The sequence below is a fragment of the Streptomyces sp. NPDC045678 genome (assembly GCF_056432085.1).
This window is the reverse complement of the sequence record NZ_JBWKJS010000010.1, coordinates 194,442-219,201: the sequence shown is the minus strand read 5'-3', so window position 1 is coordinate 219,201 and position 24,760 is coordinate 194,442. Positions and strand designations below refer to the sequence as shown.

The following is a 24,760-nucleotide window of genomic DNA, read 5'->3' as shown; positions in this document are numbered from 1 at the left end:
CCGCGTCGCCCGACAGTCTCCGGCGCGTCACACCTCGGGCGCCAGGTCCGGACGCAGCCGGTGCCACACCGGGTGACGCAGGAGGCCGGCCCGCGTGCGGGTGGTGTACCGGATCTCGGCGACCAGCCTCGGCAGTACCCACCTGGCGCCGGGCGCCGTCGGCGCGGGAGTGAAGGGGCACTCGTCGACGGCGGCGACGTCCAACAGGCGGGCGATGTCGGCTCGTTCACGTTCGTTCCACCCTGTGCCCACGCTTCCCCGGTAGACCAGCACCCCGTCCACGTACTCGCCCACAAGCACCGCGCCCGGCAGCCCGCCGAGCCGGCCCTGCCCCGGCATCCAGCCGCCGATGACGACATCCGCCGTGTGCACGTTCCTGACCTTGATCCAGGCCGGGGAGCGCCTGCCGGGCTCGTACACGGAGTCGAGCCGCTTCAGTACGAGCCCCTCCAGGCCCTGCGACCGGGCGAGTTCCAGTGCCTGGTGGCAGTGCCCGGTCACCGCCGTCGGGACCGACCAGTCCGGGCCCGGTTCGACGAGCCCCTTCAGGGTGTCGCGGCGCCGGGTGTACGGCAGTTGGGTCAGGAGTCGGCCGTCCACGTGGAGGACGTCGAAGAGGATCAGGTGTGCGCGTGCCCGAGCGGCCAGGCGGGCCGCCTTCGCCGGGGAGCCGGACAGGCCCATCCGCGGCTGGAGGCGTTCGAAGCTGGAACGGCCCGCCTCGTCGAGTACGACGATCTCCCCGTCCAGCACGACCGGTGCATCGCCCAACACTGTTGCCAGGCCCCGGAGTTCCGGGTACGCGGCGGTGATGTCCGCGCCCGAGCGGGAGCGGACGACGAGGGTGCGGTCACCGGGCAGGTACACCAGCGCCCGCTGTCCGTCGTGCTTGGTCTCGGTGCTCCACAGGTGCTCATCGGCCGGGGGCGGCAGTGTCCCCGGGGTGGCCAGCATGGGGGCGATGCGCGGCAGGGCGGTCATGAGCGAGGGCCCTCGCCCGGGCCGTCCTGCTCCGACGGCTGGGCGAGAGCCCACAGTTCGAGGTAGGCACGCTGGATGAACGCGCCGGTCAGCGTGGGGCCGGTGTTGGCCAGGGCGACCAGGGCCACGTCGGCCTGTGGGCTGAAGCCCGCGAAGGCGGTGAAGCCGCGGGTGCCTCCGGAGTGGTGGTAGAGGTCGCGGTCGGGGCGGGGTCTGATGTTCCAGACGAGGGCGATGCGTCTGTCGCCGCGGGGCAGGGCGATGCGGGGGCGGGTGACGTCGGCGAGGGCGGTACGCAGCGTGCGGGGGACGGTGGCGGGCGCCGTGGCAGGGTCGCGGAGGGCGTCGAGCGTGGTCAGGAGGTCGCGTGCGGTCGACCGGACCATTCCCGCCGCGGGCAGGGCGGACATCTGCCAGGTGGGGCGGGCTCTGCCGTGCCAGTAGCCGGTGGCCTGCGGCTGGTCGGTGCTGCAGTTGGTGCGGGTGAGGCCGAGCGGTCGCAGGACGCGGTCGGCGAGCAGCGGGGCGAAGTCTCCCCCGCCGGCGGCGCGGGTCAGCAGTTCGCCGAGGAGGCCGACGCCGAAGTTGGAGTAGCGCACGCGGGTGCCGGGGGCGGGCTGGGGCCGGGTGCGGGCCAGGGCGCGGTGCAGGGACGTGGCGGAGTAGCCCGCGTACGGGTTGCTGAACCAGGTGGGTGCGGCCGTGCGCAGGAAGCCCGGTGGCAGTCGGGGCAGGCCGGAGGTGTGGGTGGCCAGGTGGAGGAGGGTGAGGGGCGCGCCGCGCGAGCGGGGGGCGGCGGCGCGGGGCAGGAAGCGGGTGATGGGGTCGTCGTACGCGACCTCGCCGCGGGCCGCCATCTCGGCCAGGAGGAGCGCGGTGAACGTCTTGGTGAGGGAGCCGATCTCGAACCGGGTGTCGGGGCCTGCGGGTGCTCCGCCGTCGCGTGCGGTGGCGCCCGAGGCCATCAGGGCTTGGTCGGGGCCCCGTCGTACGGCGAGGGCCACCGCGCTCGCGCCGGGAGCGGTGGCGCGCAGGGCGTCGACCATGCGTGCCGCCCAGGCTGGCGCCGCCGGTGCCGCCCCCGTGCCGCTGCGGTCCGCGATCCACGCTCCGCTTCCGCGTCCGCCGCTCGGGCTCCTCACCCGTGCGTCCCGCCCAGCGTCCGCGACACCGCGAGCGTCCCGGCGACAGCGGCGACCACGGCGGTGTGCTGCTGGTCGGTGAACCGCTGCTCGGGGTCGTCGTCGACGGGCTCCCCGTCGCGCGGCATCAGCCCGTCCGGGTGCTGGACCGCGGCGAACCGCTCCCAGTCCGCGGGCTCGCAGTAGGGCTCCTCCAGACAGCAGCCCACGATCAGCAGTTCGCCCACCAGGTCCCACTGCTCGATCTCGGCCCAGATGTCGATCCAGACCGGTAGCCAGGTGGTCACGTACGCGGCCAGGCCGGCGGGCAGACCGGAGGGCGTGCCGCCCCAGTCGGTGAGGTGGAAGACCGTGTGGGTGAGGCAGTAGCCGGTCATCCAGTCGATGAGCCAGGGCTCCGGTGTCGCGCCGAGCCAGGTGGCGCGGGTCAACGTGCCCCAGTCGTACGCGCGTTCCCCGCGGTCGAGGCCGACGATGCGGGCCGCGTTGGCCACTGCGAGCCGCCGGTTGGGGAGGTATTCGGAACTGCGGACGGAGCGCAGCGCACTGGTGTGGCCGAGCAGCCGCTCCAGGGGTTCGTGGCGCAGGCCGCCGCGCACGAACGGTGCGTACGTCTCGAGCGGGTCGGTCATCATCGGATAGCGCAGCAGCCGTTCGTACAGCATGTCGCCCTGGCCGAACTGCTCCCAGCAGAAGTCGAGGAGCTCGCTCGCCATGCGCTGCTCGGTACTGCCTGCGACCGACTCGCGCAGCACGAGGGAGGCGGCGGCGGCGCTCTCCCCGAGGGGTTTGTAGACGCTGTTGGGGTCGCCGAGGTCGGCGGAGGTGTCGGACGGTAGCGCGCCGCGCTCGCGGTGTGCGTGGAGCCAGGCGAGGGCCTGCGAGCCCACCTGGTGGGCGGTGCGCGTCACGGGCGCCGTCATACGTCCTCCAGTCCGAGCAGTTGCCGGGCGATCGCGACGTCGAGGGCGAGCCGCGGTCCGGCGCCGTACAGACCGAGGTGTTCGACGAGCGGTGCCGGGTCGAGAGGCAGGGGCACGCCTTCGGTGTGCAGCAGGACGAGCCAGCGCGCGATGCGGGCGGCGGTGGGGAAGTCGCGGCGGAGCATGGCGCGGGTGGCGCCGCGGGCGAGAGCCAGCGGCGCGGCTCCGGTGCGGGCGGCGGAGTGGACCGGTCCTTCGAGGCCGGGGAGGGCGAGCGGTGAGAGCTGGCCCATGCGGACGGACCAGCGCTGCCACTCGGTGTCGGCGGATCCGTCGGACGAGTGCGACGGATCCCCGAGGACCGGGGCGCCCACGGGCTGCGGTGCGAGAGGCGTGCCGCCGGGCTGCTCGTCGGCCCCCTCGGTGAACCGCGCGAGCAGGGTCGACGTGGCCCAGTCGCGCCAGGCGACGAGCCACGGTTCGACGGCGCCCTCGGGCGGTGGGAGGGGGGTGCCCACCGCGGGCGGGAACACCGCGAAGGACTGGGTGACGGCGGCGGCGTCCTGGGGGTGGAAGACCGCGCCGCTCAGCAGGTGGGGGGCGAAGCCGTCGGCTCCGACGACGCGGATGGCGGCCAGCGCCGCTTTGGGGTCGTCCGCGCGTTCGACGTGCTCTGCGAGCACGGCGGTGCCCCCGACGCCGCGCAGGGCGTCGAGGGCACGGAGGGCCAGGTCAGCCGCTGACGCGGCGTACGCGGTCTGCGACTGATCGGGACTCACTTGCCTTTCGGCTCCTTCGGCTGCTTCGGCGAGAGAAGGATCAGCGCGAGGAGGGTGCCTTCCGCGCGCGGCGAGTAGATCGGCGCGTCGCTCAGAATCGCCTCTGGCTCCACCATGGCCGTACTGAGCGCCTCGGTGTCCGTCGGAGTGAAAAGAAGCGGTGTGTGCTGAGCAAGCATCAGTGCCTCCTCATAGATACGTCGTCACCGAGTCCAGTGACGCCCACCCTCGGACCAGTCTAAGGCCATTGGTCCTATATGTCTGTTTCGCGAACCAAGGCGATCGCCAGAGGGCGCAACGCCCCGCCCGGCTAGGGCAGTTCGTCCAGCAGGGCCAGGAAGGCGGCGGCCGGAGGTGACGGGGCGAAGCGGCTCCAGACGAGGCGCTCCACGCGTACCGGCCCATTGGTGACCGGTACGCACCGCACACCGTGCAGCTCCGCGGCAAAGGGCGCGGGCAGCAGGGCGACACCCAGACCATGGCGGACCATCCGGGACATGAGCTCGACGCCGGACACCTCGAAGGCGACCTCGCGCGGCACCCCCGCGGCGGCGAACGCGTCGTCCGACTGGGAGCGCGCGGCGCTGCCCTCGGCGAAGTCCACGAACGTCTCGTCGGCGAGGCGGCCGAGGTCGACCTCCTCCTCGGCGGCCAGCGGGTGGTCCGGCGCGACCACGGCGACGTGCTGCCCGTGGGCCAGTTCACGGTCCCGTACCCCCTGGGGCCGGAAACCGGGCTGCACGCCGAGAAACGCCGCGTCGACGGCGCCCTCGCGCACCTGCTCCACGAGCCGCTCGCTGGAGCCGGCCCGCAACGTTATCCGTACCTGCGGGTAGCGCACTCGGTAGTCCCGCAGCACCGCGGGGAGATCGACGGCCGCCACCGTGGGGATGGACCCCACGGTCAGCTTGCCCCGCACCTCACCGGTCGCCGCGGCCACCTCGGCGCGGGCCCGCTCGGCCGCTTCCAGGGCCTGGCGTGCGGCGGGCAGGAACGCCTCTCCCGCGCCGGTCAGCCACACCTTGCGACTGGTCCGCTCGAACAGCCGGGCACCCAGCTCCTTCTCGAGGCGCGCCACTTGGTGGCTGAGCGCGGACTGGACGACGTGGCATTTCGCCGCCGCGCGCGTGAAGCTCGCGGTCTCCGCCACCGCGACGACGTACCGCATCTGCTGAAGGTCCATCGATCCATCGTGAAACACGATGGATCGGATGACAAACATGCGTTGGACCGATGGATCATCGGTCGGAGATCCTGGAGTCAGCCCGGAGAGCACCTTCTCCACTCCTGGAGAAGTACCTTCTCCGCTTCTGAAAAGCCCCTTCTCCCCTTCGACCCACGGAGTCAGCCATGCGCGTCATCGCCTTCGACCACCTCGTCCTGAACGTCGCCGACATCGAGCGCTCCCTGGCCTTCTACACGGGCCCGCTGGGGCTCGACCCGGTGCGGGTTGACGAGTGGCGGGCCGGCCAGGTCCCCTTCCCCTCCGTGCGGGTGAGCCCCACCACGATCATCGACCTCATCGAGGGGCCCGACGGCGAACCGGCGGGCTCCAACGTCGACCACATCTGCCTGGTCGTCGAGCCCCTGGACTGGCAGGAGGTCATCGACTCCGGGGAGTTCACCGTGGTGGACGGCCCCGGCAAGCGCTTCGGCGCCCGGGGCACCGCGCTCTCCCTCTACGTCAAGGACCCGGACGGCAACACGGTGGAGCTGCGCTGGTACCCGCAGGACTCCTGAAGGGACTCGTTCTCAGTTGCCGAAGGGGACGTCGTCCGTAGTGGCCATGCGGCGGGTCTCGCCGTGGGACCGGACGAACTCGTGGATGTGGGCGAGTGCCTGCTTCGCGTCCGACTCGTCCTTGCCGCAGCCGCGGCTGCCGGAGACGCCGTCGGGGTAGCAGGAGGCCCGGTGGCCGTAGATCAGGCCGTCGGCGTTGCCGCCGGACTCGTCCAGCAGACGGTTGGTGGCGTCGCCGTCACCGGCCGCCGTCGTCCAGCCGAAGACACGCGCCAGTTCGCCGCGGTCCCGCGCCTCCGAACCGAGGCGGAGCTGCTTGGTCACGTTCTCAAGGACGGTCGGCAGGTTGAGGTTGAACAGGCCCTTGTCCATCACCCGTTGATTGTGGGCGATGGCCCCGCCGAACTCGCCGTACTGCCGCCGGACGTCCTCGGAGTCGCCGCTGATGTCCACGCCTTCGAGGTCGGTGAGGCCGCCGCTGACGTCCTTCCAGCCGGTCCCGCCCGCCGTGCCGTAGAAGCCGTACAGGACCCGCACCCCCGCGCTCTCCAGCTTGGTGCGGGCCAGGTCGCGCAGCGCGGCGACCGAACAGTGCCGCCACTTCGTGTCGCCGCTGTCGCAGTAGTCGGGGTTCTTGATGTCCAGCCAGACGAACCCGATGCTCTTGCCCGCGCGGCGCTGCTCCGCGATCCGGTCGAACATGTCCGACACGGTGTCGCCGGAACTCGTGGGGGACCCGTCGTGATCGGCCCACCAGCCCTTCTTCCAGGCGGTGGTGTCGATCTCCATCGCGTTGGCCCCGTGGCCGAGTGCCTTGTCGACGCCGTCGACGGTCAGCACCCGGTGCGCGATCGCCCAGACCGGCCGCTTGTCCTGCGCCCCGGACTGCGACCTGGCCTGCGACTTGGTCCGCGCCTCGGCCTGCGGCGCCTTGCCGGACCCGGCATCCGTCGGGCCGGAGGCGGCGCCTGCCTGCGGGGCGGCCAGGCCCATGACCAAGGCGCCGCTCGCGGCGGCGAACGTCGCCGCCCGGGCGGTCGAGCGGGTACGGGCTCCACGTATCACGGTTGTTTCTCCGTCCGTTCCTGTGCTGCGCTCCGTCCGGGCGCGGCACAGGAAGATGCCGTACCTCGGGAAAGAGCGTGCCGGACACGTGTGTCCGCATCCGGCCTCAGCTGCCGCACCTGCCCACACCGTCACATGCGAAACATATGCGCTGGTCGGAGAGTTGGCGCGGCCACCGGACGCGGCCACCAGTACAGGGGACGCGGCTACCGGCACACGGGGTGCGCGGCTCAGCCGTGACGTTGGTTGTAGGAGTGCGTCACCTTGTCGTTCATGGCGCTGCCCCACGCCCGCACCCGCGCCGCGACGGGGTGGGCCGGAGGCGCGGTGTCCTTGCCCTCCGCCAGCGGCTCACGCCTGCCGGTGCCGTTGGGCAACGCCCTGGCCGCCAGCAAACTGACGCGCGTGGTCAGGCCCGGCGCCACGCCGTGCGCGAGGTCCGCGACCCGTGCCATGGGAGTCAGCACGAGCCTGACCCGCCGCCGCAGCACGGCACGGGTGATCCGGGCGGCCGCGCGCTGCGCGTTCATGGAGACGAGCGGGGCCCCGGCGAGCGCGGAGAACCAGGTGTACTCGGCGGTGCGGTCGCCGCCGAACTGCGCGTGCAGGTGGGAGCCCGTCCTCATGAGGCCGGGATAGACGGCTGTCACGCTCACGCCGTCCGCCGCCGCCTCGGCATGCAGCCCCTCGGCGAGCACACCTGCCGCCGCCTTGGCGCAGGCGTACGGCAGCAGGTGCGGCACTCCCAGCAGGCCGCCCACGGACGAGATGATGCCGAGACGTCCGCCGTGAGGGCTTCTCCTCAGGTACGGGAGGGCTTCCAGGGCCGCGTGCAGGGTTCCCTTGAACATGGTGTCCATGGCGCCCTGGAACTCCTCGGCGCCGATCGACTCCACCGGGGCGACCTGGATGACGCCCGCGTTGGCGATGACGACGTCGAGTCCGCCGCGCCGCTCGTACATGCCGCGCATCAGGGACCGCACCTCGTCCTGGTCCCTGACGTCGCAGACCACGACGTCGACCACGGCCCGCGGATGGCGTCGCAGCAGCTTGCTCCGGGCCTGCTCCAGTTCCTCGCGGTCGCGGGCCGCCAAGGTGACGGCGCAGCCGCGGGCGGCGAGCTGGTCGGCGATCAGCAGGCCCAGGCCGCGTGAGCCGCCCGTGACGCAGGCCGAGAGTCCGGCCGGCTCCTTCTCGGAGAGGAGAGTGGGCATGCCGTCAGCCGGCCGGGTACGGGCTGTCGTTGAGCAGCTTGGCGAGGTGCACCGCGTTGACGGCGAGGCTGTGCGTGGTGTCCGCGACCTCCTCGGGGGTCTCGTCCAGGTCCTTGTAGTCGGTGCCGTGCTGGGCCTCCCCGACCCAGTAGGTGACGGCGTTGGGCGCCAGGGAGAAGCCGATGTCGTTCAGCCCCTGGAACACGTCGGCGCTGACCTTGTGGGCTCCGTCCTCGTTGCCGACGACTGCCACCGCGGCGACCTTGCCGTAGACGAGGGGCCGCCCCTGGTCGTCGGTTTCCGACGACTCGGCGTTGAGCCGTTCGAGTACGAGCTGGCAGATGCTGGAGGGGTGCCCGAGCCAGATGGGGGTGGCGATCAGAAGGATGTCGGCCTGGAGGACCTTCTCCCGCAGGCTCGGCCAATCGTCGTCGTCCCCCATGTCGATGCCCACACCGGGGAGCACGTTGTGGTCGGCCACACGGACCGTCTCGGTCGTGACGTCGAGCTTTTCGAGCTCGCGCATCACCTGGTCCGAGAGCAACTGGCTGCTGGAGGGCGTGGGGGACGAGTTCAGAGTGCAGACCAACGACAGGGCGCGCATCGCGATTCTTTCTACGAGGTGGTGGACATCGAGCACGTGTTCTCTCCCAGGCTGCGCACACTGTCGTGCATGCCGCCACGGGACCGCCTCGGGGCGGCGGTTTCCCCGGGTACCCACGGCCTCTCGCCGTCACACACCGCCACGTCCGGCCGGGCCGTTCTCCGTGTCGGTGGCAGGGCAGTCGGAGTCCATGAATCACGATGGGGTGGTTCAAGCCGCTTCTGCGCGATGCAACGCCCCATCGGGGTGATCTTCCTGGCGGGCGTCGCGTGGATGCTGGTCCAGCAGGTCTGACCCGGCACAGCGCGACGCGGGGCCCGACCGTGGGGATGATGAAGCCGAAGGGACATACCAGCTCGGTCGACCTCAGAACGGTACAAAGATGAACAGCTTTGAGACACCTGCCGACGTCCGTGTCGGCAGTGGCTCGGTGGCAGGCGCGCCCTGCTGGGTCAGTCTGACCACCCGCGATCTGCTCGCCGCGCAGGAGTTCTACCACGCCGTGCTGGGGTGGGACTGGCACATCGGCAAGCTGGGCGACCAGTACAGGTTCGCGAGCGTGGACGGGCTTCCGGTGGCAGGTGTCTCCGTCGTGGAGGCCCTGGGACAGGCGGCGGTCGCGTGGACGCCCTTCTTCGCCACTGCCGACGCCAACGAGACGGTGGCCCGCAGCCAGGAGCGCGGTGGGACGACCGCCGTGGGGCCCATCTCGTTCCCGCCGGGACGGGCGGCGCTCCTGGCCGACCGCGACGGCGCGGCCTTCGGCGTCTGGGAGGGCCAGCTCGTGAACAACTGGGAGCAGTGGCGCCGCGCGGCCCCCGTCTTCGTGGAGCTCTACACCCGCAACGCTTTCGACGCGGCCATCTTCTACGCGGAAGTCCTCGACTGGGCGTCGGACGCGGGCTGCTGCGAGGTCCACTACGAGGACGAGAAGGTCGTGCTGCGCAATCAGGGCGACGTGGTCGCCCGCATCCACTCGGGCGCCGTGGAGTCCGCGCCCGATCCCGGGATCCGGCCGCACTGGCAGGTCCACTTCACGGTCGCCGACGTGGCGGCGTGCGCCGAGGCGGCGCGGGCGCACGGCGGGACGGTCATCCAGGGCGGAGCCGGGTCGGCGGAGACCGTCCTCAGCGATCCCGACGGGGCGCGCTTCGTCGTCGCCGAGGCCGCACGGCCAACTGGGTGACGGGTTCCGGGTCGGATTCCGGGTCGGATTCCGGGTCGGTTTTCGTGACAGATCCTGAGACAGGTTGCCCTTTTCCGGCGTAGCGGCCGGGAGGAATGCCCACGATCCTTTTGAAGTGCCGGTTCAGATGGGCCTGGTCGTAGAAGCCGACCTCGGTCGCCACCACCGCCGGCGGCCTGCCGTCGAGGAGGAGCCGCCGGGCACGCTCGACCTTGCGCGCCATCAGGTACTGGTGCGGGGCGATGCCGAAGGCCGCGCTGAACGCGCGCACCAGGTGGGTGGGGTGCGCCTGCACTTCCCGCGCGGCCTCGTCCAGCGTCACGCCGTCCAGTACGCGCGCGTCGAGCAGCTCCCGCAGGCTGTGCGCCACTCCCCTGCCCGGCCCCGGTCCTGGCATACGGACGCGGGGCCGCAGGTGCCCGCGGAGCCGCTCGCCGACGATGGCCAGGCGGCTCTCCGCCTCCAGCTCGTCGCCGGGCCGCCCCAGAGCCCCGTGCAGCTGGCCGATACGTCGGCGCAGCAGCGGATCGGTGATGTCGGGGTCGTCCACGGCGGGGCCGATGAGGGTCTCGTCGAGCAGGGGCGCGTCGAGGTAGACCACGCGCTTGCGGAAGCCGTGCGCCGTGGCGGGGGAACCGTTGTGCGGCACCTGCGGCGGCAGCAGGGACACGGTGTCCCCCGGGGTGCCGCGCTCGCGCCGGTCCAGGTCGTAGCGGACCGCGCCGTCGTCGACGATCAACAGCGTCCATACGTCGTGGACGTGCATCGGGTACGCGTGCTCGGTGAAGTGGGCGTGGAAGACCTCCACGACGCCCGGGACCTGCGGGCGCCACGCGGAGACCTGCTGCGACGACGGCACGCTAAGAACGTACAAGACGTGCACACGCCTCCGTCGACAGCCTGGAACGCATGACGAACACCGGCACACAGACCGACACCACGACCCGCCGCCCGACCAACCCCACGACCGACGCCACGCAGAGCGCACCCGTCCGTTTCGACACGAAGATCGCCGTGGTGCTGCGCGAGGACCTGGAGACCTGGCAGCGACTGAACGTCACCGCGTTCCTGGTCAGCGGCCTCGGCACCCGTAACCCGGAGGTGGTCGGCGAGCCGTACGAGGACGCCGACGGCACCCCGTACCTGCCGATGTTCCGCCAGCCGGTCATGGTCTTCGAGGGGACGAAGGAAATGGTGACGGCGGCGCACCGCCGCGCCCTGAGCCGTGACCTGCCCCGGTCGGTCTTCACCTCCGACCTCTTCGCCACCGGCCACGACCGGGACAACCGCGCGGCGGTGCGGGCCGTGCCCGCGGACCAGCTGGATCTGGTGGGCATGGCCGTGTACGGCCCCCGCAACGCGGTCGACAAGGTGCTGAAGGGCGCCCGCATGCACGGCTGAGACCGCTGAGACCCGCGCGCTACGCCTGCTTCCGCGACCGGCGGCGCAAGGTTGCGCAGGTGGCGAGGACGCATCCGACGGCGAGCACGATCAGCCCCCGCAGCCACACCTCCCCTTCGACCTGTGTCGCGAGGACCACGCAGGACAGGGCGCCGAGCACGGGCACGACGGCGGGGGCCCGGAAGTGATCGCGGTCGGATCGTCCGTCGGCCGGTTGCTTGCGCCGCAGGACCAGTGCGGCCGTGTTCACGATGAAGAAGACGACCAGGAGCAGGAGCACCAGCGTGGAGGCGAGCGTGGCGACGTTGCCGGTCAGGGCGAGGAGCAGGGAGAGCGCCGTCGTGGCGGCGATCGCGGCCCACGGGGTGCGGCGTCCGGGCAGGACACGGGTCAGGGCGCGGGGCAGCAGGCCGTCGCGTGCCATGCCGAAGGTGAGGCGGGACGTCATGATGCCGGTGAGCAGCGCGCCGTTGGCCACCGCGACCAGGGCCACGACGCTGAACACGCGTGGTGGTACGCCGCCGGCCTCCTTGACGACTTCGAGCAGCGGCCCGCTGCTGTCCACCAGGGTCCGCGTGGGCACGGCCGCCGCGGCGACGCAGCCGACCAGGACGTACACCAGTCCGGCGGTGATCAGCGCGCCGAACAGGGCGCGGGGGTAGGAGCGGCGCGGGTCGCGGGTCTCCTCCGCCACGTTGACGGACGTCTCGAAGCCGACGAAGGAGTAGTACGCGAGGACGGCGCCGCTCAGCACGGCGGCGGTGGGCCCGCTCCCTGCCGTACCGACGTCGGCGAGACGGCCGACGTCCCCGTCTCCGCGGGCCAGGACCCACACACCGAGACCGATGACGAGGACGAGCCCGCCGACCTCGATGACGGTGGCGACGGCGTTGGCCCTGGTGGACTCGCTGATGCCGCGCAGGTTGAGCAGCGCGAGGGCACCCAGGAACACGACCGCGACCAGAACGAGGGGCAGGGAGACGAACTCCGCCAGATAGTCCCCCGCGAACCCGCGCGCCAGCGCCCCCACCGAGACCACACCGGCGGCGAGCATGCAGAAACCGGCGAGGAACCCGACGAACGGCCCGTAGGCGAGGGTGGCGTAGTGCGAGGCACCACCGGCCCGCGGGAAGCGTGTGGCCAGCTCCGCGTAGGACGCGGCGGTCAGCAGGGCGAGCACCAGAGCCACGGCGAGCGGCAGCCACACCGCGGGCCCGGACTCCGCGGCGACCTGCCCCACGAGCACGTAGACCCCTGCGCCCAGGACATCGCCGAGGATGAAGAAGTACAGGAGCGTGGTGGTGAGCGTCCGCCGGAGCGGGGTTCCGGGCTCCGGCGAAGTGTCTGGCGTGTCGTTCATGGCCCAACGTGTGCCCGCTGAACAGCCGAAACACCCACGGTGCCACCATTCGGCCGTGCTCCGACGAGCACCACGGTCGAACGGCCGGACGCGGGCCCGGCAAAATCCGGTCGCATCGGGGCTGATGCTCAGGATTTTTCTGGGTAGACGGACGTTGTGAAACAGGAGTGTTTGGTGGGCAATGCGGACCGCGGCCGGACGGCAGGTATGAGCGACCAGCGATCGTCGGTGGGCGAGTTCCTCTCGGTGTCCGCGGCCTTCGAGGAGAGCGGGGAGATCGGCGCCGCCCGTGATATGGCCCGCAGGTTCCTGACGGACGTGCAGGCCGTGCACGGGCTGCCGGTCTCCGTCGGAGCGATGGGCACGGTGCAGCTGGTGGTCAGCGAGCTGGTGACCAACGCCCGTAAGTACGCGCCCGGGCCGTCACTGCTGACCCTGGACGTGCGGTCCGGCGCCGTCGAGGTCAGCGTGTGGGACAGCAGCACCGCGCTGCCCGCGATCCTGCCGCCCGACCCGAGCCGCATCGGGCAGCACGGCCTGGAGATCGTCATGGCCCTCTGCCGGAGCTTCACGGTGCACCGGGAGCCCGTCGGCAAGCGCATCACCGCGGTGGTCGAGCTGGCGGAGAACTCCCCGCTCTGACCCCCAGGACCCGGTAACCGGTACCCGGCTACTCCCGGCCGCCGGATGTGCTGGAACTCCCCCAGTCCAGCCGCAGCACCGCGAGGTCGTCGGAGTGCCGGCCGTCGTTCAGCGCGTGCGTCTTCTCGATGAGGCGGTCGACGTGCTCGGCCGGGTCCGTCGTCGGCAGGCCCCCGATGAGCGCGAGCAGCCCGTTGACGCCGAGCCGTTCACCCGTGGTTCCGTTGTGTCCCTCGGTGAGTCCGTCGGTGTAGAGGGTCAGGGCGCCGGAGGCCGGGAGCGGGACGACCGTGGAGGGCCACCTGCGCATGCCGGGGACGACGCCGAGGGCGATGCCGTGCGCGGCCGCCAGCTCCTGGGTGCCCGCCGCGGTGGTGAGCAGGGGTTCGTGGTGTCCCGCCAGGTGGAGCGTGGCGGTGGCGGCGCCCTGGTCGAGGGTGAGGAGCGTGCACGTGGCGAACAGGTGCTGGCTGCCGCGTTCGGCGATCAGGATGCGCTCCATCAGGTGCAGCAGGTCGTTGCCGCGATGCCCGCCGAGCACGAGGGAGCGCCAGGCGATGCGCAGGAAGACACCCAGCGCGGCGGCGTCGGGTCCGTGTCCGCTGACGTCGCCCACGACGGCGTGCAGCAGCCCGTCGTCTCCCTCCACGACGTCGAGGAAGTCCCCGCCGAGCAGCGCCCACGCGGCGCCGGGCAGATAGCGCGTGGTGACTCGGACCGTGGAGGTGTCGAGAATGGGCTGGGGCAGCAGGCCGCGCTCCAGGCGGGCGTTCTCCTCCGCCCGCAACCGGGCGGCCTGGGCTTCGGCGTTCGTACGTTCGGTCTTGCTGCGGTAGACGGCGTACCGCACCGTCCGGTGCAGCAGCTCCCCGTCGACCTTCCCCTTGACCAGGTAGTCCTGGGCCCCGGCGGCCATCGCGTTCGCGCCCGCCTGGGCCTCGGCGAGCCCGGTCAGGACGATGACCGCGGTGTGCGGTGCCAGGCGCCGGACCGCGGTGACGGCGTCGATGCCCGAGACGTCGGGCAGGTGCAGGTCGAGCAGGACACAGTCGATGGGGCCGCCGGACAGCGCGGTGCGCGCCTCCGCCAGTGTCGTACGCGTGGTCAGCTCGAACCGCAGTCCCGTGTCGTGGAGGAGCTCCTCGACGAGCAGGGCGTCGCCCTGGTCGTCCTCGATCAGCAGGATGCGGTACATCTGCTCGTCAGGGACGGCTGAGACGATTGAGGTCATGGTGCGTGCTCCGCGCCGGCGCGGGTGGCTTCCGGCAGGGTGGATGGGCCGATGGCTTCCGGAGGCTCGGGTGCCAGGGTGAAGGTGAGACGAGCGCCGTCGGCGTACTCGGGGTCCACTCCGATGGTGCCGCCGTGGAATTCGACGATCTTCTTGCACATCGCGAGGCCGATGCCGCTGCCGCTGTAGGCGTCCTTGGTGTGCAGGCGCTGGAAGATGACGAAGACCTTGTCGGCGTAGTCCGGTTCGATGCCGATGCCGTTGTCGGTGACGGTGAAGCGCCACAGTTCGCCCTCCCGCTCCGCGGTCACGCGGATCTCGGGCGGTGTTCCCGGCCTGCGGAACTTGACGGCGTTGCCGATGAGGTTCTGCCAGAGCATGCCCATCTGGGTGGGGTCGGCGATCAGCGTCGGCAGCGGATCGTGGGTGATCGTCGCGTCGGCCTCCTCGATGGCGACGCTCAGCGTGGACAGGGTGCGGGCCAGCACCGTGTCGAGGTCGACGCTCTGTTGGGCGTTGTGCAGCCGCCCCACCCGGGAGAAGTCGAGCAGGTCGTTGATGAGGACCTGCATGCGGTTCGCCCCGTCGACCGCGAAGTCGATGTACTGGTCCGCCCTGGCGTCGAGCTGTCCCTCGTAACGCCGCTGGAGGAGCTGGGTGAAGCTGGAGACCTTGCGCAGCGGCTCCTGGAGGTCGTGGGAGGCCACGTACGCGAACTGCTCCAGTTCCGCGTTCGAGCGCTGCAGCTCCGCGGCCTGCGCGTCGAGGCGCAGGCGCGCCTCCTCGCTGAAGGCGAGTTCCCGTACGAGACGTCGGCGCATGAAGTCGATCTCGCCGCTGAGCCGGCGCAGGTCGGCGGGGCCCGTCGGGGTGATGGCGTGGTCGAACTCGCCGCCGGCGATGGTCCGGGCCTCCGCGCCGAGTTGCTCCAGTGGTCGGTTGATGCCGCGGCGCAACCCTTCGAAAATGAGAGCGGTGAGAAGGAGGATCAGCGCCCCGATGGAGATGAACACCCAGTTCCGCAGGGTGGCCGTGGCCATCAGGTCGTCCCTCGCCCGGGCCCGCTCGGCACGCAGCCGCTCCTGCTGGCCGTTCAGCGCGTCCCGCACCCGGTCGAAGGTCTCCTTGCCTTCCGCGGCCCGTTCGGTGGCCAGGGACGAGGGTGCGCCAGGCGGCGCCGCGGCGACCGGCCGGGCGAACCTCTCCTGCCAGCGCGCGACGGCCTCCTGCACGGCCGACAGGTCCTTCCTGCCCTCGGAGTCGTCCTCCAGCAGGTCGGAGAGGCGGGCCGCGTTCGCCTTCTGTTCGTCGAGGCCGCGTCGGTAGGGGGCGATGAACTCCGGCGTGCCGGTGAGCCCGTACCCCCGGATCCCGGTCTCCTGGTCGAGGATGGCCGTTTCCAGGCGGATCGAGGTGGTCAGCGCGGGCGAACGGACATCGACCAGGTCTTTGCTGATGGTGGCGGTGCGCGAAAGGACCCACGCTCCCGTGGCCCCGAGCAGTGCCAGGATCGCCAGGGACAAGGCCACCCCGACACGGAGCCATCTCCGTGTCGTCCACGTGGAGAGCGCTCCCACGCGCGGCCGCCCTTCTTCGCCGGTCATCCTGTGGACTCCTTGTTGCGACAGCCGCGTTGAGGATGCGGCCCGCATACTCTAGAGGCTGACAACACTTGTTGTCGCCAGCAGTCGCGGAGACCTAGAGTGCCTGACATGCGAGGCAAGAATTTCGAGTTGCGAGCCACTCCGCAGGAGACGGCCGCCATCGCCGACTCGGCGGTCGGCGCCGTCGCGCAACGCCTCGCCCGGCAACTCCTTGACGGACCCGAGCACCCGGGGTCGGACGACCCGGCGCAGCCGCTGCGCCTGCTCCATGTGCTGGACCAGCTCCAGCAGGCCACCGAGCGGCTCCAGCGGGAGGCCGCCGGAGCCGCCGCCGAGGCGGGCGCCGGCTATCCGCAGATCGGCGCCGCGTGCGGCATGACCCGCCAAGGCGCACGGCGTCGCTGGCCGGGGCTCTTTCACCACTCCCCCGAGAAACGCACGGAGCGTTCAATGATGACGACCCCCGCCCGCCCCTTCGACGTCCTGCTCGTCGAAGACGACATCGCCGACGCGATGCTCATCGAGGAGGCACTCTCCGAGCGCGGGGCCCGCAACCTGGTTCAGGTCACCGACGGAGTCGCCGCCCTGGAGCACCTGCGCACCCCGGGCACCCCGCGGCCCGACCTCATCGTCCTCGACCTGAACATGCCGCGCATGAACGGCCGGGACCTCCTCAAGGTCCTCAAGGCGGACGCGGACCTGCAGACCATCCCCGTGGTCGTCCTCACCACGTCGACCGCCCCGGAGGACGTGACCGGCGCGTACAGCAGCCACGCCAACGCCTACGTGACGAAGCCCGTCAACCTGGAAGAGTTCGAGACGGCCGTGCAGAGCATCGACGCCTTCTACCTCGACACCGCCACCCGGCCCCGCCCCTGACCGACTACGGACCCGACGCGGCCGGACCGCCCGTCAGGTAGCGGGTGAGCATCGTGACGAGCTCGTCCTCGAACCGCGCCCGGTCGACGTCGCCCGGCCCTGCCATCACCTTGTGCACCACCATCTCCACCGTGGAGACGACCAGGCGGGCCGCGACGTCGACATCCGCGACCCGCACCTGCGGGTGGTTGCGCAGCAGCCTGTGGGCGTAGGCGATGCTGCGCATCTCGTTCTGTGCCACGCGCTCCAGCAACTCGGGGGCGCGTGGCCCCTGTTCCATCATCACGCGGAGCAACTGCGGGTCGTCGCGGTGGCTCTCGATGACGTTTCCGACGTAGGCGCGCACGATGCTCTCGACGGACCGCGTCCGCAGTGCGTCCTGGTCCGGCTGGGCCGCCTCGATGGCGGCCATCCCCGCGTCGAGATGCCGGATCAGCAGCTCGACCAGGATGGCGTCCTTGTTCGGGTAGTACTGATACAGCGATCCGATGGAGACCCGGGCCCGCTCCGCGATCCGGTTGGTGGTCCCCGCCGCGTACCCGTACTCGGCGAAAACGTGAGCAGCGGCGTCGAGGATGCGCTGCCGGGTCAGCTCCGCCCGGATCTGACGGGGCTGTTTACGTGGCTGTAGTCCACGTCGGTCGGACGACATGACACCTCCTGCGAGGGCCCGTGAATGCGAGTAGCGCGGGACCTGAGTAATTGCTCACAATACTGGCATGAGCTGCGGCGATGCGGGGCTGTCCCCCGCGGTCGCACACCGTCGTCCGCCTGAGGAAGCCACCATGACGCATGCCCCCGCACGTCCCCGACGGATCTCTCCGGAACAGGTGCTCGCACGGCTCGGGGAACCCGATGCCATGATCAAGGAGAAGGTGAAGGACCGGATCGATGACTATGTACGCCACTTCATAGCCCACTCACCGTTCCTGACCATGGCCACCGCGGACGCGGCCGGACGTGCCGACTGCTCGCCGCGCGGCGACCACCCGGGCTTCGCGAAGGTCCTCGACGAGCGCACCCTCGCCCTCCCCGACCGCCCCGGCAACAAGATCGCGGACTCCTTCCGCAACCTCGCGGAGAACGACGGCGTCGGGTTGTGCTTCTTCGTCCCCGGCGTGCGCGAGGTGCTGCGCGTCAACGGCAGCGGCTACGTCACCGACGAACCCGATGTGCTGGCCCGGATGCGCATCGAGGCCAAGCGGCCGGACCTGGCGATCGTCGTCGAGGTGGCCGAAGTGTACTTCCACTGCGGACGGGCGCTGCTCCGCTCCCGGCTGTGGGATCCGGCGAGCCGGGCACTCGCCGAGGGCCTGCCGTCGATGGGTGAGATGGCGGCCGCGCAGTTCGGTGTCGACGTGGACCCGAAGCTCCTGGAGGCGTCCTTGGAGGACGCCTACCGCAAGCTCTACTGACCGCGCCGGCCGCCCTCGCGTACATCCGCCCTCACAGACAACAGGAACCACCGATGCAACAGACCGTCGTCGAGCACATGGACCGGGTCACCGAAGACGTCGTCGCCCTCACCCTGCGCGCCACCGCGGGCGACCTCGCCCCCTGGGACCCCGGCGCCCACATCGACCTGTCCCTGCCCAACTGGCTCGACCGGCAGTATTCGTTGTGCGGGGACCCCGCCGAACGGGACGCCTACCGCGTCGCCGTCCGGTACGACCCGCTCAGCCGGGGCGGCTCGGAGTACGTCCACCGCTTCCTGCGCCGGGGCCGCGCCCTCGGGGTGTCCCTCCCCCGCAACCACTTCCCGCTCGTCCCCGCCCCGCGCTACCTCTTCCTCGCCGGCGGCATCGGCATCACGCCGCTGCTCCCCATGCTGCGTGCGGCAGCGGCCGCCGGGGTCCCCGCGACGCTGGTGTACGTGGGTCCTTCGCTGGACAGCATGCCCTTCGCCGACGAACTGTGCCGCTCGTACGGGGACCGGGTGCGGATCGTGGAGACCGGGCGGCACGGCAGGCCGGACCTCCACGCCCTCGCGGCCACGCTGCCGGCCGACACGCTGGTCTACTGCTGCGGGCCCGCGACGATGCTGGCGGCGGCCGAAGCGGCGTTCCCCGCGGAGCGGCTGCGCGCCGAGCGCTTCCAGCCGGTGGAGCGGACCTTCGGGCCCGACACGGCGTTCGAGGCGGTCTGCGCCCGGTCCGGGGAGACCGTCGCCGTACCGGCCGACGAGTCGCTGCTCGACGCCCTCGCCCACGCGGGGCGCCCCCTGCCCGCAGGCTGCCGCGAAGGCGTCTGCGGCAGCTGCGAAGTCACCGTCCTGGACGGCACACCCGAGCACCGCGACGACATCGGCGCGCCCGAGGGCCGCATGTTCGCCTGCGTGTCCCGCGCCGTGTCGCCCCGCCTCGTCCTCGATCTCTGAGGACGAGACGCGCGGGGCGGGCCGGCGGGCGTACGTTGCCCAGGAGCCGGGGAGGGAGATCGAGGGCCGATGGCCGATGGACAGTGACAAGCGCTTCACCATGACCCTCGACACCCTCGCTCCGGCGGCCGTCGACGACGGGCGGGCGGAGTGGGCGGCGTGGCTGCTCGGGCTGGGCGACCAGGTGTGGCGGAGGGTCGGCGTGCCCCGGCTGGGCGCCCCCGACATGGTCGAGCCGCACCGGACCTGTGAACGGCGGACCCGCGACGCGTTGCCCCCGTCGGCGTACGAGCACCACCACCGGGCCGACTTGTCGCTGGACACCCTTGACGGCCGAAGTCCCGGTGCAGTTGCGACAGCCCCATCTCCTCGCGTGACCCGCGAACAGGGCGATCGTTGGCAAATCATGAACAATACGACACGTGTACTGGCCGCTGTCGCTCTCTCCGGCGCCGCCGCTCTGTCCTTCTCCGGTGTGGTCCAGGCCCAGGCACCCGACCAGCAGAACCCGCTGCCGGTGGGCGACGTGACGAAGGACGTGCTCGGCGTCTTCAACGACAGCGTCGCCCCCGCCCTCGACAAGCAGGCGGACGACCTGCTCCACCGCGGCAAGTAGCCTTCCGCCTCTCCTTCCGCTCTGTCCTCTGGCATCGGCCCGCGCGGTGACGGCGCCCCGCAGTACAAGTCCGGTTCCGGCACCATCTACGGCGACGCGGGCAACCACTGGGACGTCCTGTACTGCAACCGCGGCGGCAGCTGAGCCCTACGCGACCTGTTCCCCTTCGACGAACGTCATCCGGACCTCGGTGGCGTGGACCTGTGTGACCGGTACTTCGAAGGGGTTCCGGTCGACGACGATGACGTCGGCGAGCATGCCGGGCTCGATGCGTCCGACGCGGTGCGCCATGCCTTCCTGGCGGGCGGAGTTGACCGTGAACAGCTCGAAGGCCTCCTCCAGGCCGATGGCCTGTGACGCGCCGAAGCGGTCGGCGCTTCCCCCGGGTTCCTGCCGGGTCACGAGCGTCTCCATGGCCGCCCACGGGCTCACCGACGGCACGACGCACCAGTCCGAACCCGCTACGACCAGTGCGCCGGCGTCGAGCATCTCGCGGACCGGCCAGGCACGTTCGACGGCTTCCCGGCCGACGGCGGCCGCGATGTCGGAGCAGATCGGCGACGGCCGCCACAGGTAGGGCGAGACCTCGAAGGTGGCGCCGATCCGTGTCGCGCGCTCGATGTCCGGCTTCGACACGAACGTGCAGTGGCCCACGTTGTGCATGCAGGGGCTGTGGCCGTTGGCCGTGCGGGCGGCCTCGATGGCGTCGAGGGCCGCCCTGACCGCCGCGTCGCCGGCCGCGTGGAACTTGACCGTGATGCCCATCCGGTCGAACCGGGTCACCGCCTGGCCGAGCACGGCGGGCGCGACCACGAGCATTCCGTGCCGGCCCGCGTCGTCGCCCCGCCCCGCCACGGTGTCTTCGTACGGTTCGAGCATGGCGGCCGTGTGGCTGTCGGTCGGTACGCCGTCGAGGAAGATCTTCACGCAGTCGGGCGTGAGGTGGGCGCCGGCGTAGAGGTTGCGGTGCGCGATCACGTCCTCGCACGTCGGGTCGTACGGCGACCACACGAGGCTGAGGCGTACGCGCTGCCGGACGGCGCCCCGCGCGGCGAGACGGGTATAGGCGCGCAGTTCGGCCCGCGGCCCCGCGGTGAAGCCGACCGCGGCCTCGGTGAACGACGTGATGCCGTGGGAGAGCATCTCGCCGAGCGCCCACTCCAGGGCTGCCTCGACCTCGTCGTCGTCCGGTTTGGGGGCCGAGGCGGCGAGCAGATCGGCGGCCGTCTCGCGCTGTATGCCGCTGGGATGTCCTGCCGTGTCCCGTTCGAAGATGCCGCCCGCGGGGTCGGGTGTGCCGGGGCCGACGCCGGCGATCCGGAGCGCCGCGCTGTTCGCCCACGAGCTGTGTCCGCTGGTGTCCTCCAGGAGGACCGGGTGGCCGGGTGAGACGGCGTCGAGCATCGTCCGGTCCGGGGTGCCGCCGAGGGCGTACGCGTCCCACTGGCCGCCCAGGACCCACGCGCCGGGGGCGGCACGGGAGACGTGCTCCGCCACGATGCGGAGGGTGGCTGCGAGGTCGGAGCCCTGCGGGATCTTGCAGCGGCGTTCACGGACGCCCGCGTAGATCGGGTGCACGTGCAGGTCGTGCAGGCCGGGCAGCACGGTGCCACCGGCCAGGTCCCGCACCCGCGTCTCCGGGCCGCGGCGGCGCAGAACGTCCGCGCGGGTGCCGACCGTCTCGATGACACCGGCGCGCACGGCGAGCCCCTCGGCCCAGCCGGACGGCGTCTTCACGTCCCCGCCCACGAGGATCAGATCCGCGTACTGCTCGGTCATGGCGCCCCACCTCCGGCTCAGCGGCGGTTGATGAATACCTCCGGCTCAGCGGCGGTTGATGAATCCGGCGTCGACGGGCAGCGTGACGCCGGTGACGTAGCGGGCTTCGTCCGAGGCGAGCCACAGGACCGCGTTCGCCACGTCGTCCGGTTCGATGGTGTCCACGGGCAGCGCGTTCGGGGACCCTCCGGACAGGATCGGGTCCTGGGCGACGAACTCGACCATGGCCGGGTCGGCGACCATGCGGGTGGCCACGCCGGTGGGGTGCACGGAGTTCACCCTGATGCTGTGCGGGGCGAGGTTGTTGGCGTACGTCCGCATCAACCCGACCACACCGTGCTTGGAAGCGGCGTAGCCGAGGCCGCCGTTGCTGGCCCCGCCGATGCCGACCAGCCCGGCGGTGGAGCTGACGATGACGATCGCGCCGCCCCGGTCCGCGTCGATCATCGAAGGGACGGCCACCTCGATGGTGTGGAAGGTGCCGGTGAGGTTGATGTCAATGGCGTCGTGCCACGCCTGGACCCGGTCGTCCACCAGAAGCGGCGCGATTCCGGCGTTGGCGACGACGACGTCGATCCGCCCGAACTCGGCGAGCCCGGCGTCGTACGCCTCCTGGAGGGCGGCCCGGTCGCGTACGTCCGCCTGCCGGGCGACGACTCGGCGCCCCGACTCCCGCACCTCGTCGACCGCTTCGGCCAGCTCTTCCGGTGTCGACTGCGGGTAGGGCACGGTGTCGACCGGTCGGCAGATGTCCACGACGACCAGGTCGGCGCCCTCCTCCGCCATCCGCTGGACGCAACCGCGGCCCAGGCCGCCGGCCGCGCCGGTCACGAAGGCCACCTTGCCCTCAAGACGCCCCGTTCCGTGGGTCATGTTCGTGGTGTACCGCGCGGCCGTCGGCCTGGCCAGGGGGAGGGCGGTCGGCAGTCGGGGGTCGGGTGTCGGGAGGGGAGAGAGTGCTGCCTTTGCGCCATTGTCAGTGCTGCGCCTCGGGTTCCCGGGTGATCTCAGCCGGGGTTGGGCAGCTCTCTTCGTGTTCGGTTCTGCTTCCTGCTGCCGATGGGCGCCACCGGTCCACTGACGCGAGGAGAGCGATGAGTGCCATCCGTGTGGGAGTGATCGGCGCCGCGGGCCGTATGGGTCGTGAAGTGGTCCGGGCCGTCGAATCGGCCGACGATCTCGACCTGGTCGCCTCGCTCGGCCGGACCGACCCGCTGGAGAGCCTCACCCGGGCAGGGGTTCAGGTCGGCGTCGAGTTGACCCACCCGGACTCTGTCATGGACCACCTGGAGTTCTGCGTTCGCCACGGCATTCACAGCGTGGTCGGCACGACCGGCTGGACCGACGAGCGGCTTGACACGTTGCGGGGCTGGCTCGCCGCATCGCCGGAGACGGGCGTGCTGGTCGGCCCGCTGTCCATCGGCGCCATGCTGACCCTGCGTTTCGCCGAGTTCGCGGCCGCCTGGTTCGAGTCCGTCGAGATCGTCGAGATGCACCATCCCGACAAGGCCGACGCACCGAGCGGCGCCGCCGCCCGCACCGCTCGGCACATCGCCGAAGTCCGGCGCAGGTCGGGCAGAGCCGTGCAGCCGGACGCCACGACGACCGCTCTGGCGGGTGCGCGCGGCGCGGACGTCGAGGGAGTCCCGGTCCACGCCGTGCGTGCGCGTGGGCTCGTGGCCCACCAGGAGATCATCTTCGGAGGTACGGGCGAAACGCTCACCCTTCGGCACGACTCCACGGACCGCGCCTGCTTCACACCCGGCTTCCTGCTCGGGATACGTCGAGTCGGTTCGGCTCCCGGACTGACCGTGGGTCTGGAGTCCTTCCTGGACCTGCCGTGAGCGGGCCTGTCCCGCAGAGGGAGGGAAGCACATGGCACCAGAGCATCCGGGCACCGCGCCGGAGCCACCTCGCATATCCGACGCGACCCTGCGGGACTCGGCTCACATGGCAGGGGTGGAGTTCGGCCCGGAGGACGCCGCGTCCATCGCCGACCTGCTGGTCAGAACCGGTGTCCACCTGGTCGAGGCAGGCATGGTCTCGGGCCCGCGGGCCAAGGACGCGGATCTGATCCTCGCCACCCACGAGAGCGTGGGCCCCGAGCGCGCCATGACACTCGTCGTCGTACGCGACCGCCGGCAGGTCACCGAGGCGCTCAAGGAGGCACAGCGGCTCGGCGTGCGGCACGTCATGTGTTCCCTCCCCACCTCGGAACGGCATGCGGAGCTGAAGCTCGGCTCGAGCAGCCTCACGTACCTCAAGGCGCTCGCCCGTTCGGCGATTCACCAGGCCAAGGACCTCGGCTTCCACGTCACCTTCAGCGGGGAGGACGGCGCACGCACCCCCGTCGACCGGCTCGTCCCCTACGTCACCGCCGGATTCCGGGCCGGGGCCGACCGCTTCCGGCTCGCCGAGACCGTCGCCTGCCTCTCGCCCTGGCAGATGGAGGAGACGATCGCGCGGCTCGTGGCCATCGACGGCTCCGAGATCGAGGTCCACTCGCACAACATGCTGGGCATGGCGGTGGCCAACTCCCTGGCGGCCGTCCGGGCCGGTGCCCGGTGGGTCTCCGCGACCGTCGGCGGGATCGGCGAGCGCGGCGGCAACACCCCGCTGGCGGAACTGCTCACCGCGCTCCGTGTCCTGCACGCGGACACCCGGTTCGACCTGACCCACCTCACCGAGCTGACCCGCCGCACGCTGAAGAGCTCCGGCCTCGGCGAGGCCTTCCAGCCCGGGCCGACCACCCGTCATTCGTACGCCTACGAGCTGGCCGGCCAGCTCCGGCACCCGGAGGCCTACGAAACACTGCCCGCCGAACTCGTCGGCAACGAACGCCGATTGCGTGTCCGTAGCCGTCTCACCCGTGCCGTGGCCGCGTGGGCCCTCGCCGACCTGGCGGACGACCTGGACATCGACGCGTTCACCGCATGGCTCGTCCTGCGGCAGGAACGGAACAACGGCCCGCTGCTCGACCGCGAGGCCGTGCGCGCGGCCGCTGCGACCTTCGCTTCCTCCTGCGTCCCATCGAGCATCGGAGAGTCCCCATGGTGACCCCCACACTCGCCGGCACCTGTCCCGAGTGCGAGACGGACCTGACCGTTCCGATGATGCTCACGGGCGAAACCCTCGCCTGCCCCGAGTGCATGCTCACGCTCCGCGTCGAAGCGGTCTCCCACGGCCGCATGACGCTGCACATGGTCGAGACGCAACTGCGCGACTGGGGCCAGTGAC

Annotated in this window: 27 protein-coding genes; 11 read left to right on the top strand and 16 right to left on the bottom strand. The window is 71.4% G+C overall.

Features of this window, described 5'->3' with window-relative positions:
• Positions 1 to 27: 27 nt before the first annotated feature.
• From ligD to AC07DO_RS32075, 6 genes are all read right to left on the bottom strand, one after another.
• Positions 28 to 981, bottom strand: a complete 954-nt coding sequence (gene ligD / locus AC07DO_RS32100; RefSeq protein ID WP_479064612.1) for a non-homologous end-joining DNA ligase — start codon at positions 979 to 981, stop codon at positions 28 to 30.
• Entirely contained in the window at positions 978 to 2,027 is a 1,050-nt protein-coding gene (locus AC07DO_RS32095; protein ID WP_479064610.1) for a serine hydrolase domain-containing protein, read from the bottom strand. Before AC07DO_RS32095 ends, ligD begins: the two co-directional genes overlap by 4 nt.
• 92 nt (positions 2,028 to 2,119) lie before the next feature.
• Complete coding sequence (locus AC07DO_RS32090) at positions 2,120 to 3,046, bottom strand: DUF6895 family protein (RefSeq protein ID WP_479064608.1); 927 nt, start codon at positions 3,044 to 3,046, stop codon at positions 2,120 to 2,122.
• The gene (locus AC07DO_RS32085) at positions 3,043 to 3,825 is read right to left on the bottom strand and encodes a hypothetical protein (RefSeq protein ID WP_479064606.1); all 783 of its coding nucleotides are present in this window, start codon (positions 3,823 to 3,825) and stop codon (positions 3,043 to 3,045) included. The genes AC07DO_RS32090 and AC07DO_RS32085 overlap by 4 nt, the downstream gene beginning before the upstream one ends.
• Positions 3,822 to 4,004 (bottom strand): hypothetical protein, encoded by a 183-nt coding sequence (locus tag AC07DO_RS32080; protein WP_150175212.1) that lies wholly within the window; start codon positions 4,002 to 4,004, stop codon positions 3,822 to 3,824. The genes AC07DO_RS32085 and AC07DO_RS32080 overlap by 4 nt, the downstream gene beginning before the upstream one ends.
• 131 nt (positions 4,005 to 4,135) lie before the next feature.
• Complete coding sequence (locus tag AC07DO_RS32075) at positions 4,136 to 5,008, bottom strand: LysR family transcriptional regulator (protein ID WP_479064604.1); 873 nt, start codon at positions 5,006 to 5,008, stop codon at positions 4,136 to 4,138.
• Between the two features lie 167 nt (positions 5,009 to 5,175).
• Between AC07DO_RS32075 and AC07DO_RS32070 the strand changes: the two genes are divergently transcribed.
• Positions 5,176 to 5,565 carry a VOC family protein gene (locus AC07DO_RS32070; RefSeq protein ID WP_479064603.1) on the top strand — a complete coding sequence of 130 codons (390 nt, stop codon included), beginning with the start codon at positions 5,176 to 5,178 and terminating at the stop codon, positions 5,563 to 5,565.
• 12 nt (positions 5,566 to 5,577) lie between these two features.
• On the opposite strand, the gene AC07DO_RS32065 is transcribed toward AC07DO_RS32070, so the two are convergent.
• The 3 genes from AC07DO_RS32065 to AC07DO_RS32055 form a co-directional block, all read right to left on the bottom strand.
• A complete protein-coding gene (locus AC07DO_RS32065) occupies positions 5,578 to 6,630 on the bottom strand; it encodes a PI-PLC domain-containing protein (protein ID WP_479064601.1) in 1,053 nt (350 codons plus the stop codon).
• Between the two features lie 230 nt (positions 6,631 to 6,860).
• On the bottom strand, positions 6,861 to 7,844 hold the full coding sequence (locus AC07DO_RS32060) for an SDR family NAD(P)-dependent oxidoreductase (protein WP_479064599.1): 984 nt from the start codon (positions 7,842 to 7,844) through the stop codon (positions 6,861 to 6,863).
• A gap of 4 nt (positions 7,845 to 7,848) precedes the next feature.
• A complete protein-coding gene (locus AC07DO_RS32055) occupies positions 7,849 to 8,448 on the bottom strand; it encodes a flavodoxin family protein (protein WP_479064898.1) in 600 nt (199 codons plus the stop codon).
• Between the two features lie 382 nt (positions 8,449 to 8,830).
• Here AC07DO_RS32055 and AC07DO_RS32050 point away from each other — a divergent pair, with 382 nt between their 5' ends.
• On the top strand, positions 8,831 to 9,634 hold the full coding sequence (locus AC07DO_RS32050) for a VOC family protein (RefSeq protein WP_479064597.1): 804 nt from the start codon (positions 8,831 to 8,833) through the stop codon (positions 9,632 to 9,634).
• Here the strand turns inward: AC07DO_RS32050 and AC07DO_RS32045 are convergent.
• On the bottom strand, positions 9,576 to 10,493 hold the full coding sequence (locus AC07DO_RS32045; RefSeq protein WP_479064595.1) for a helix-turn-helix domain-containing protein: 918 nt from the start codon (positions 10,491 to 10,493) through the stop codon (positions 9,576 to 9,578). The genes AC07DO_RS32050 and AC07DO_RS32045 overlap by 59 nt on opposite strands.
• 50 nt (positions 10,494 to 10,543) lie before the next feature.
• Between AC07DO_RS32045 and AC07DO_RS32040 the strand changes: the two genes are divergently transcribed.
• Entirely contained in the window at positions 10,544 to 11,035 is a 492-nt protein-coding gene (locus AC07DO_RS32040) for a DUF2000 family protein (RefSeq protein ID WP_479064594.1), read from the top strand.
• 19 nt (positions 11,036 to 11,054) lie between these two features.
• Here AC07DO_RS32040 and AC07DO_RS32035 read toward each other — a convergent pair whose 3' ends face one another.
• Positions 11,055 to 12,395 carry an APC family permease gene (locus AC07DO_RS32035; protein WP_479064592.1) on the bottom strand — a complete coding sequence of 447 codons (1,341 nt, stop codon included), beginning with the start codon at positions 12,393 to 12,395 and terminating at the stop codon, positions 11,055 to 11,057.
• Positions 12,396 to 12,602: 207 nt separating this feature from the next.
• Between AC07DO_RS32035 and AC07DO_RS32030 the strand changes: the two genes are divergently transcribed.
• The gene (locus AC07DO_RS32030) at positions 12,603 to 13,037 is read left to right on the top strand and encodes an ATP-binding protein (protein WP_479064590.1); all 435 of its coding nucleotides are present in this window, start codon (positions 12,603 to 12,605) and stop codon (positions 13,035 to 13,037) included.
• A gap of 28 nt (positions 13,038 to 13,065) precedes the next feature.
• Here the strand turns inward: AC07DO_RS32030 and AC07DO_RS32025 are convergent, their stop codons facing one another.
• Both AC07DO_RS32025 and AC07DO_RS32020 read right to left on the bottom strand, forming a co-directional pair.
• The gene (locus AC07DO_RS32025; protein ID WP_479064588.1) at positions 13,066 to 14,268 is read right to left on the bottom strand and encodes a PP2C family protein-serine/threonine phosphatase; all 1,203 of its coding nucleotides are present in this window, start codon (positions 14,266 to 14,268) and stop codon (positions 13,066 to 13,068) included.
• Positions 14,265 to 15,872: a sensor histidine kinase gene (locus AC07DO_RS32020; protein ID WP_479064586.1), complete on the bottom strand. Its 1,608-nt coding sequence runs from the start codon at positions 15,870 to 15,872 to the stop codon at positions 14,265 to 14,267. The genes AC07DO_RS32025 and AC07DO_RS32020 overlap by 4 nt, the downstream gene beginning before the upstream one ends.
• Before the next feature lie 108 nt (positions 15,873 to 15,980).
• Between AC07DO_RS32020 and AC07DO_RS32015 the strand changes: the two genes are divergently transcribed.
• Positions 15,981 to 16,751: a response regulator gene (locus AC07DO_RS32015; protein WP_479064584.1), complete on the top strand. Its 771-nt coding sequence runs from the start codon at positions 15,981 to 15,983 to the stop codon at positions 16,749 to 16,751.
• Positions 16,752 to 16,755: 4 nt separating this feature from the next.
• Here AC07DO_RS32015 and AC07DO_RS32010 read toward each other — a convergent pair whose 3' ends face one another.
• Complete coding sequence (locus AC07DO_RS32010) at positions 16,756 to 17,403, bottom strand: TetR/AcrR family transcriptional regulator (RefSeq protein ID WP_479064582.1); 648 nt, start codon at positions 17,401 to 17,403, stop codon at positions 16,756 to 16,758.
• Positions 17,404 to 17,536: 133 nt separating this feature from the next.
• Here AC07DO_RS32010 and AC07DO_RS32005 point away from each other — a divergent pair, with 133 nt between their 5' ends.
• The 3 genes from AC07DO_RS32005 (at position 17,537) to AC07DO_RS31995 (ending at position 19,744) form a co-directional block, all read left to right on the top strand.
• Positions 17,537 to 18,166 carry an MSMEG_1061 family FMN-dependent PPOX-type flavoprotein gene (locus tag AC07DO_RS32005; protein ID WP_479064578.1) on the top strand — a complete coding sequence of 210 codons (630 nt, stop codon included), beginning with the start codon at positions 17,537 to 17,539 and terminating at the stop codon, positions 18,164 to 18,166.
• A 53-nt stretch (positions 18,167 to 18,219) separates the two neighbouring features.
• Positions 18,220 to 19,128 (top strand): PDR/VanB family oxidoreductase, encoded by a 909-nt coding sequence (locus AC07DO_RS32000; RefSeq protein WP_479064576.1) that lies wholly within the window; start codon positions 18,220 to 18,222, stop codon positions 19,126 to 19,128.
• Positions 19,129 to 19,204: 76 nt separating this feature from the next.
• Positions 19,205 to 19,744, top strand: a complete 540-nt coding sequence (locus AC07DO_RS31995) for a hypothetical protein (RefSeq protein WP_479064574.1) — start codon at positions 19,205 to 19,207, stop codon at positions 19,742 to 19,744.
• A gap of 147 nt (positions 19,745 to 19,891) precedes the next feature.
• On the opposite strand, the gene AC07DO_RS31990 is transcribed toward AC07DO_RS31995, so the two are convergent.
• Complete coding sequence (locus AC07DO_RS31990) at positions 19,892 to 21,523, bottom strand: amidohydrolase (protein ID WP_479064572.1); 1,632 nt, start codon at positions 21,521 to 21,523, stop codon at positions 19,892 to 19,894.
• A gap of 45 nt (positions 21,524 to 21,568) precedes the next feature.
• Entirely contained in the window at positions 21,569 to 22,396 is an 828-nt protein-coding gene (locus AC07DO_RS31985; RefSeq protein ID WP_479064570.1) for a mycofactocin-coupled SDR family oxidoreductase, read from the bottom strand.
• 221 nt (positions 22,397 to 22,617) lie between these two features.
• Between AC07DO_RS31985 and dapB the strand changes: the two genes are divergently transcribed.
• Genes dapB through AC07DO_RS31970 form a run of 3 tightly spaced genes read left to right on the top strand, consistent with a single transcriptional unit; the run spans position 22,618 to position 24,759 of the window.
• On the top strand, positions 22,618 to 23,367 hold the full coding sequence (dapB, locus tag AC07DO_RS31980) for a 4-hydroxy-tetrahydrodipicolinate reductase (RefSeq protein WP_479064569.1): 750 nt from the start codon (positions 22,618 to 22,620) through the stop codon (positions 23,365 to 23,367).
• 31 nt (positions 23,368 to 23,398) lie between these two features.
• Positions 23,399 to 24,580, top strand: a complete 1,182-nt coding sequence (locus AC07DO_RS31975) for an isopropylmalate synthase (RefSeq protein ID WP_479064567.1) — start codon at positions 23,399 to 23,401, stop codon at positions 24,578 to 24,580.
• The gene (locus tag AC07DO_RS31970; protein WP_479064565.1) at positions 24,574 to 24,759 is read left to right on the top strand and encodes a lysine biosynthesis protein LysW; all 186 of its coding nucleotides are present in this window, start codon (positions 24,574 to 24,576) and stop codon (positions 24,757 to 24,759) included. Before AC07DO_RS31975 ends, AC07DO_RS31970 begins: the two co-directional genes overlap by 7 nt.
• Position 24,760: the final 1 nt, after the last annotated feature.